The sequence below is a fragment of the Kitasatospora sp. NPDC059599 genome, assembly GCF_042735125.1.
In the GTDB taxonomy this organism is placed as follows: Bacteria; Actinomycetota; Actinomycetes; order Streptomycetales; family Streptomycetaceae; genus Kitasatospora.
This window is the reverse complement of sequence record NZ_JBHWCL010000027.1, coordinates 63904-71903: the sequence shown is the minus strand read 5'-3', so window position 1 is coordinate 71903 and position 8000 is coordinate 63904. Positions and strand designations below refer to the sequence as shown.

At 71.5% G+C, this 8000-nt stretch carries 6 protein-coding genes; 2 read left to right on the top strand and 4 right to left on the bottom strand.

The features are described from left to right. Positions 1-20: 20 nt before the first annotated feature. The gene (locus tag ACFV04_RS12995; protein WP_380528852.1) at positions 21-980 is read right to left on the bottom strand and encodes a pirin family protein; all 960 of its coding nucleotides are present in this window, start codon (positions 978-980) and stop codon (positions 21-23) included. 201 nt (positions 981-1181) lie between these two features. Next, positions 1182-1685, bottom strand: coding sequence for an SseB family protein (locus tag ACFV04_RS12990; RefSeq protein ID WP_373313668.1), 504 nt, complete (start codon positions 1683-1685; stop codon positions 1182-1184). Between the two features lie 213 nt (positions 1686-1898). Between ACFV04_RS12990 and ACFV04_RS12985 the strand changes: the two genes are divergently transcribed. Both ACFV04_RS12985 and ACFV04_RS12980 read left to right on the top strand, forming a co-directional pair. Then, a complete protein-coding gene (locus ACFV04_RS12985; protein ID WP_380341658.1) occupies positions 1899-3728 on the top strand; it encodes an acyl-CoA dehydrogenase in 1830 nt (609 codons plus the stop codon). 250 nt (positions 3729-3978) lie between these two features. Then, positions 3979-5286: a M18 family aminopeptidase gene (locus ACFV04_RS12980; protein WP_380341661.1), complete on the top strand. Its 1308-nt coding sequence runs from the start codon at positions 3979-3981 to the stop codon at positions 5284-5286. A 68-nt stretch (positions 5287-5354) separates the two neighbouring features. Here the strand turns inward: ACFV04_RS12980 and ACFV04_RS12975 are convergent, their stop codons facing one another. Both ACFV04_RS12975 and ACFV04_RS12970 read right to left on the bottom strand, forming a co-directional pair. Then, the gene (locus tag ACFV04_RS12975) at positions 5355-7178 is read right to left on the bottom strand and encodes an NHL domain-containing thioredoxin family protein (RefSeq protein WP_380341664.1); all 1824 of its coding nucleotides are present in this window, start codon (positions 7176-7178) and stop codon (positions 5355-5357) included. Positions 7179-7226: 48 nt separating this feature from the next. Then, positions 7227-7985 (bottom strand): GNAT family N-acetyltransferase, encoded by a 759-nt coding sequence (locus ACFV04_RS12970; protein WP_380528849.1) that lies wholly within the window; start codon positions 7983-7985, stop codon positions 7227-7229. Between the last annotated feature and the right edge of the window lie 15 nt (positions 7986-8000).

The window sequence follows — 8000 nt, the reverse complement described above, 5'->3', positions numbered from 1 at the left end:
GCCGGGTCGGCGGCCCGGAGCTACTTGCCGGAGGCCGGGACGGTGCCCAGCCGGCCGGCCTGGAAGTCCTCCATGGCCTGCTGGAGTTCGCGGTGGCTGTTCATCACGAACGGTCCGTACCAGGCGACCGGCTCGCGGATGGGCAGCCCGCCGAGCAGCACGACCTCGAAGTTGGCGTTCCGGGAGTCCTGGCTCTCGTCGGCCCGGATGGTGATCGAGTCGCCGTCGCCGAACAGGACCGCCTGGCCCATGCCGAACGGGCGGCGCTCCTGGCCGGCCGAGCCCTTGCCCGCCAGGCCGTAGGCCAGGGCGTTGAAGTCGGACCGCCAGGGCAGGGTGATCTGTGCGCCCGGGCTGACCGAGGCGTGGATCATGGTGATCGGGGTGTGGGTGGCCCCGGGCCCCTGGTGGCCGTCCAGCTCGCCGGCGATCACCCGCAGCAGGGCGCCGCCGTCCTCGGTGCTGAGGAGCTTGACGCTGCCGCCGCGGATGTCCTGGTACTTCGGGGCGATCATCTTGTCCGAGGCGGGCAGGTTCACCCACAGCTGGAGGCCGTGGAAGAGGCCGCCGGACTTCACCAGTGACTCCGGCGGGGTCTCGATGTGCAGCAGGCCGGAGCCGGCCGTCATCCACTGGGTGTCGCCGTCGGTGATGACGCCGCCGCCGCCGTGCGAGTCCTGGTGCACGAAGGTGCCGTCGATGATGTAGGTGACGGTCTCGAAGCCGCGGTGCGGGTGCCAGGGGGTGCCCTTGGGCTCGCCGGCCGCGTAGTCCACCTCACCCATCTGGTCCATCATGATGAACGGGTCGAGGTGCTTGGTGTCGATCTTGGCGAAGGCGCGGCGGACGGGGAAGCCCTCGCCCTCGTAGCCCTCGGGGGCGGTGACCACGGTCCGGACCGGCCGGGCGCTCGTGACGGTGGCGTCCGGCGTGGTGACGCGCGGGAGGGTCAGTGGGTTGTCGACGGTCACGGCGGGCATGTCGGCCTCCTTCGAGGGGGGTTCTTCGGCCTACGTGCACGAGATTAGTTCAATTCTCAACAACAAGCAAGTTGAAAGTTGAACTATGTGGTCGGGGAGGGGCGCGGGGCTCCGCCCCTCCCCAGGATGGGGCAGGCGGGGGCTCCCCGCACCGCGGGGCGGCCTGCCGGGCTCGGCGGGCCGCCGAACGTCGGCCGGGCGTCAGCCGTACATGCGGCGCATGGTGAAGTCGACCATCTGCTCGACGGCCTTGGCGTCGAACACCATCCGGTGCTCGCCCTCCATGTCCAGCGCGAAGCCGTAGCCGGTCGGCAGCAGGTCCAGGACCTCGGCGCCGGTGACGGTGAAGTGCTTGGAGTCCTTGCCGGCGTAGCGGCGCAGCTCCTTGAGCGAGCTGAACATCGGGATCACCGGCGTCGGGGTGTTGTGCAGCGCGAGGAAGCCGGGGCGTTCGCCGCGCGGGCAGTGCACCTTCGAGGTGATGAAGATGGCCTGGAAGTCCTCGACGGCCATCGAGCCGGTGGTGAACGCCCGGACGGCGTCCGCCAGCGACGGCGGGGAGGGCTCGGGGTAGAGCGACTGCTGGTTCGCCTGCGACTGCGCGCCGTAGGCGTCCGGTCCGGGCATGCCGTTCATGCCCGGCTGCGGCCCCGCCTGCTGCTGGTAGGGATCCCCCGGGTATGCGTTCTGGTCATATCCGTACACACGGACAGGCTAGCGGGAGCGCACCCGCCCGCGCTGGCGCAGATCCTGACAAGGAGTGGTCGCCCTGACTGTGGGACGTGACCACGTTCATAGCGGATTCACCGTCGAGGGCTTGCCCAAGTTACCGCTGGGTAGCATCATGAGTCCTACTGGTGGGTACGGGACGCCGGACCGCGGCGGTCTCCCGGAAGCGACGAACCGGAGAAAACGGCCATGGGGCACTACAAGTCCAACCTGCGTGACGTGGAGTTCAACCTCTTCGAGGTGTTCGGCCGCGAGCAGGTCTACGGCACCGGACCCTTCGCGGACATGGACGTCGAGACCGCGAAGAACATCCTGAGCGAGATCGCGCGCCTGGCCGAGAACGACCTCGCCGCGTCCTTCACCGACACCGACCGCAACCCGCCGGTCTTCGACCCCGAGACCAACACCGCGCCGATCCCGGCCGCCTTCAAGAAGAGCTACCAGACCTTCATGGACGCCGAGTGGTGGCGCCTGGGCATCCCGGAGTCGATCGGCGGCCAGGTCACCCCGAACTCGCTGATCTGGGCCTTCGCCGAGCAGATCCTGGGCTCGAACCCGGCCATCTGGATGTACTCCTCCGGCCCGGCCTTCGCCGGCGTCATCGCCGAGGAGGGCACCGAGGAGCAGCTCGAGGTCGCCAAGCGGATGACCGACCGCCTGTGGGGCTCCACCATGGTCCTCACCGAGCCCGACGCGGGCTCCGACGTGGGCGCCGGCCGCACCAAGGCGATCCAGCAGGAGGACGGCTCCTGGCACATCGAGGGTGTGAAGCGCTTCATCACCTCGGGCGAGCACGACATGTCCGAGAACATCATCCACATGGTGCTGGCCCGCCCCGAGGGCGGCAAGCCGGGCACCAAGGGCCTGGGCCTCTTCATCGTCCCGAAGTTCGACTTCGACTGGGAGACCGGCGAGCTCGGCGAGCGCAACGGCGTCTACGCCACCAACGTCGAGCACAAGATGGGCCTCAAGGCCTCGAACACCTGCGAGATGACCTTCGGCGCCAAGCACCCCGCCAAGGGCTGGCTGCTCGGCGAGAAGGTCGACGGCATCCGCCAGATGTTCAAGATCATCGAGTTCGCCCGCATGATGGTCGGCACGAAGGCCATCGCCACCCTCTCCACCGGCTACCTGAACGCCCTGGAATACGCCAAGGAGCGCGTGCAGGGCGCCGACATCTCGCAGTTCCTGGACAAGACCGCCCCGCGCGTCACCATCACCCACCACCCGGACGTGCGCCGCTCGCTGCTGACCCAGAAGGCCTACGCCGAGGGCATGCGCGCGCTGGTCCTGTTCACCGCGTCCACCCAGGACGACATGATGGCGGCCAAGCTGCGCGGCGAGCACGACGAGGCCTCCGAGCGCCTGAACGACCTGCTCCTGCCGATCGTCAAGGGCTACGGCTCCGAGAAGTCCTACGAGCAGCTCGCCCAGTCCCTGCAGACCTTCGGTGGCTCCGGCTACCTGCAGGAGTACCCGATCGAGCAGTACATCCGCGACGCCAAGATCGACACCCTGTACGAGGGCACCACCGCGATCCAGGGCCAGGACTTCTTCTTCCGCAAGATCGTCAAGGACGGCGGCCAGGCCCTCACCGCGCTGTCCGAGCAGATCCAGAAGTTCCTCGGCTCCGCCGCCGGCGGCGACGCCCTCGCCACCGAGCGCGAGCTGCTCGCCAAGGCCGCGGGCGACCTGGAGGCCATCGTCGGCAAGCTGCTCGCCGACCTGACCTCGGTCGAGCAGGACGTCAAGAACATGTACAAGGTGGGCCTCAACACCACCCGCCTGCTGATGGTCTCCGGTGACGTCGTGGTCGGCTGGCTGCTGCTGCGTCAGGCCGCGGTGGCCCTGGCCAAGCTGGAGGCCGGCGCCTCCGAGAAGGACGTCCCCTTCTACCAGGGCAAGGTCGCGGCGGCCCGCTTCTTCGCCAAGAACGTCCTGCCGACCGTCGCGCCGCAGCGCCTGATCGCCGAGGGCATCGACAACGAGATCATGGACCTGGCGGAGGAGGCCTTCTAAGGCCCCCGACCCTTCCGACCGCCTGACACACCCTCACACCGAAGGGCCCGGCTGCCACCGGGCCCTTCGGTGTTCCCCGGGCCGACCGGAGATCCCCCGGCCACGGCGGCCCCGCCGTTCGCGCCGCGGGTCGTCCACGGTCCCGTCCGGGCCCGAATGTTCCGAATGCCCTGTCCGTGTACGGGCATATGCTCAAGGTGCGAAGCCGACTCCCCATCCGGTTTCGGCCCTCCCTCGACCCAGGAGCAGTATGTCGACCGCCGCCCGCCAGGCATTCTTCGACCGGACGCACAGCGACGACCTGATCGCGTTCCTCGGCACCTCGCCGTCCCCGTACCACGCGGTCGCGAGCGCCGCGGAGCGGCTGGAGAAGGCGGGCTTCCGGCAGGTCGCCGAGACGGACGCCTGGGACGGCGCCGCCGGCGGGCGCTACCTGATCCGCGGCGGCGCGCTGATCGCCTGGTACCTGCCGGAGGGAGCGGGCCCCGAGACCCCGTTCCGCATCGTCGGCACCCACACCGACTCGCCCAACCTGCGGGTCAAGCCGCTGCCGGACACCGGCTCGGCCGGCTGGCGCCAGGTCGCCGTGGAGATCTACGGCGGCGTCCCGCTGAACACCTGGCTGGACCGGGACCTCGGCATCTCCGGCAGACTCGCCCTCAAGGACGGCACCGCCCGGCTCGTCCAGTTGGACGAGCCGCTGCTGCGCGTGCCCCAGCTCGCCATCCACCTGGACCGCCAGGTCAACGAGGGCATGAAGCTCGACAAGCAGCGCCACCTCACCCCGATCTGGGGCCTCGGCCCGGTCGACGAGGGCGCGCTGATCGGCTACGTCGCCGAGCGGGCCGGCCTGGCCGCCGACGACGTGGTCGGCTGGGACCTGATGACGCACGACGTCCAGCCCGCCTCCTACCTGGGCCGGGACCGCGAACTGCTGGCCGGCCCCCGCCTGGACAACCTGCTCTCGGTGCACGCGGCCACCGCCGCGCTCGCCGCCGTCGCCACGGCCGACGGCGCCACCGGACTGCCGTACATCCCGGTGATGGCCGCCTTCGACCACGAGGAGACCGGCAGCGAGTCCGACACCGGCGCGCAGAGCCCGCTGCTCGGCAACGTCCTGGACCGTTCGATCCACTCGCGCGGCGGCAACCCGGAGGACCGTGCCCGGGCACTGGCCGGCACCGTCTGCCTCTCCTCGGACATGGGCCACGCCGTCCACCCGAACTACAGCGAACGACACGAGCCGGGCCACCACCCGATGCCGAACGGCGGGCCGATCCTCAAGGTCAACGTCAACAACCGCTACGCGACCGACGGCGTCGGCCGGGCGGTGTTCGCGTCCGCCTGCGAGAAGGCCGGCGTGCCGTGGCAGACCTTCGTCTCCAACAACGCCATGCCCTGCGGGACGACGATCGGCCCGATCACGGCGGCGCGCCTCGGCATCAAGACGGTGGACTGCGGCATCGCGGCGCTCTCCATGCACTCGGCGCGCGAGCTGTGCGGGGCGGAGGACCCGTACCTGCTGGCGAGCGCGATCAAGGCCTTCCTGGAGGGCTGAGCCCCTCCGGTACGACGGGGCCCGGCGGACGACCGATCGTCCGCCGGGCCCCGTCGCCGTCCGCGGGCCTACGAGGGCTGCTCCATGCCGGCCAGGACCAGCGGGAGGCGGCGGGCGCCGTCGGCGACCAGCTTCACCGGCACGCCCCAGTCCTGCTGGTGCACGTGGCAGGCCGGGTACTCGATCTCCGGATCGTCGTCGCAGGACGCCGCCATCGCCGAGACGTGCAGCACGCCCTCGGCGACCTCGTCGGAGAGCACCAGCTCGCGGGAGAGGTCGCTGTCCGCGCCCGCGCCGGAGACCAGCAGCTCCGGCGGGGTCGAGCTGACCAGCAGCCGGGTGGACGGGCCGTAGCGCTCGTCCAGCTTCTGGCCGCTCGGCGCCGAGAAGACCACGTCCAGCCGGAAGGCGCCCGGTGCGACCTCGGTGGCCGCGCGCCGGGTGCGGTGCGCCACCGACTCCACCCGCACCGCCTCCTCCGGCAGCCGCAGCCTGGTCAGCCGGTGCCGGGCCGACTCGACCACCACGATGTCGCCGTCCACCAGCACCGCGCCGGAAGGCTCGCGCAGGTCGGTGGCCAGCGTGCTGACCTGGCCGGTCGCCGGGTCGTAGCGGCGCAGCGCGTGGTTGTAGGTGTCACTGACGGCCACCGAGCCGTCCGGCAGCACGGTGACGCCCAGCGGGTGCTGGAGCAGGGCCTGGTCGGCCGCGCCGTCACGGTGGCCGAAGTCGAACAGGCCGGTGCCGACGGCGGTTTCGACCGTTCCCGTTTCACGTGAAACCCAGCGCAGCGCGGAGGTCTCGGAGTCGGCGACCCAGAGCTTCCCGCCGTCCGCGGAGACCGCGAGACCGGACGGCTGGGCGAACCAGGCCTCGGCGGCGGGCCCGTCGACCAGGCCCTCGTTGGTGGTGCCGGCCGCGACCCCGACCGTGCCGGCCGCCGGGTCGTACGCCCAGAGCTGGTGCACGCCCGCCATCGCGATCCACACCCGGCCGTCGAACCAGGCGACGTCCCACGGCGAGGACAGGTCCACCTCGCGGGCCGGGCCCGCGGTCGCCGAGCCCTGCCACCACTGCCGGCCGGTGCCGGCCAGGGTGGTCACACTGCCGTCGGCCAGCCGCAGGCCGCGCAGGGCGTGGTTGACGGTGTCGGCCACGACCACGTCGTACGCCGAACCCTCCGGCAGCAGCGCCAGGCCCTGCGGCTCGCTGAACCGGGGGCTGGTGCCGTCCACCAGGCCGCGCTGCCCGTCACCGATCCGGCGCACCACCGTCTCGCCGTCCTCGGCCAGCTCGACCAGCGAGTGGTGGCCGGAGTCGGCGACCAGGAAGTGGCCGTTCGGCAGCCGTACCGCCTTGCCCGGGAACTTGAGGTCCCCCGCGGTCGGCTCCGGCGCCACGTACGGGCCGTCGCCGCGGCGCAGCGTGCCCTTCGCGGCGTGCTCCGCCTCCAGTTCCTCGACCAGGCGGGCGATCGCGTGGGCGTGGCCCTCACCGGCGTGCTGGGCGACCACGTACCCCTCCGGGTCGATCACCACCAGCGTCGGCCAGGCCCGGACCGCGTACTGCTTCCAGGTGGCCAGCTCCGGGTCGTCCAGCACCGGGTGGTGCACCTCGTAGCGGGCGACGGCGTCCACCACCGCCTGGTGGTCGGCCTCGTGCACGAACTTCGGCGAGTGCACCCCGACGATCACCACGGTGTCGCGGTGCTTCTCCTCCAGCTCCCGCAGCTCGTCCAGGACGTGCAGACAGTTGATGCAGCAGAAGGTCCAGAAATCCAGGACGGTGATCTTGCCCCGGAAGTCGGCGAGGGTGAGGTCCTTGCCGCCGGTGTTCAGCCAACCGCCTGCCCCGACCAGCTCGGGGGCGCGTACACGTGCACGAGATGCCATGCCCCAATGAAACCGCACGCCCGGTGTCCGCATTCCGGGCGTGCCGGTTCAGAACCTCGGGCGGCGGGCCTCGCTCAGCTCGACGACCTCCAGGGTGGTGGCGAGTGACGTGCTCTCCCAGCCGAGCAGGGCCTTGGTGACCATGATCGCGGGGATCATCGCCGTTCCGCGCTCGACCAGCAGCCGCTGCACCGCGGCCATGCCCCGGTCGGCGAGGACCGGGCGGCACTCCTCGACCAGGCCGGTCAGGTGGGCGGCGTGCTCGGCCGTCAGACCGCCGACGTTCGGGAAGAGGTCGGGGCGGGTGAGGTCGGCCTGCCAGCGGGTCTCGCCGTCCTGGGTACGGGCGGTCGGGCGCAGGCCGAGGGTGGTGGCGACCCTGGCGGAGGCGCGGTGGTCGGGGTGGATGTGGGCGACGGCGGTGGTGGTGCCGGCGGCGGTGAGGTGGGCGAGCAGGGCGCGGGCGGCTTCGGTGGCCAGGCCGCGGCGCTGCCAGGGGGTGCCGACCACCCAGGCGAGTTCGGCCTCGTCCGGGCCGACGGTGGCCTGCACGTAGCCGATCAGGGCGTCGTCGGCGCGCAGCCGCAGGACCCAGTTGCCCCAGCGTTCGGCCGGGTCGGGGGAGCCGGCGGCGAGCCGGGCGCAGCGGGTGCGCATCTCCTCCGCCGTGGCCGGGCGGCCGCCGGTGAAGGCGTGCAGGGCCGGGTCGGCGAGTGCGGCGGTCAGTTCCCCGGCGTGCTCGGGGGCGATCGGCAGCAGGTCGAGGCGCTCGCTGTGCAGCGGGGCGGTGGTGGGGTCGGGGCGCATGGCGGTATTGAAGGC

Coding starts and splice junctions, on each gene's coding strand:
- ACFV04_RS12970 (WP_380528849.1), bottom strand. CDS start 7,985: ATGCGCCCCGACCCCACCACCGCCCCGCTGCACAGCGAGCGCCTCGAC.
- ACFV04_RS12995 (WP_380528852.1), bottom strand. CDS start 980: ATGCCCGCCGTGACCGTCGACAACCCACTGACCCTCCCGCGCGTCACC.
- ACFV04_RS12975 (WP_380341664.1), bottom strand. CDS start 7,178: ATGGCATCTCGTGCACGTGTACGCGCCCCCGAGCTGGTCGGGGCAGGC.
- ACFV04_RS12980 (WP_380341661.1), top strand. CDS start 3,979: ATGTCGACCGCCGCCCGCCAGGCATTCTTCGACCGGACGCACAGCGAC.
- ACFV04_RS12985 (WP_380341658.1), top strand. CDS start 1,899: ATGGGGCACTACAAGTCCAACCTGCGTGACGTGGAGTTCAACCTCTTC.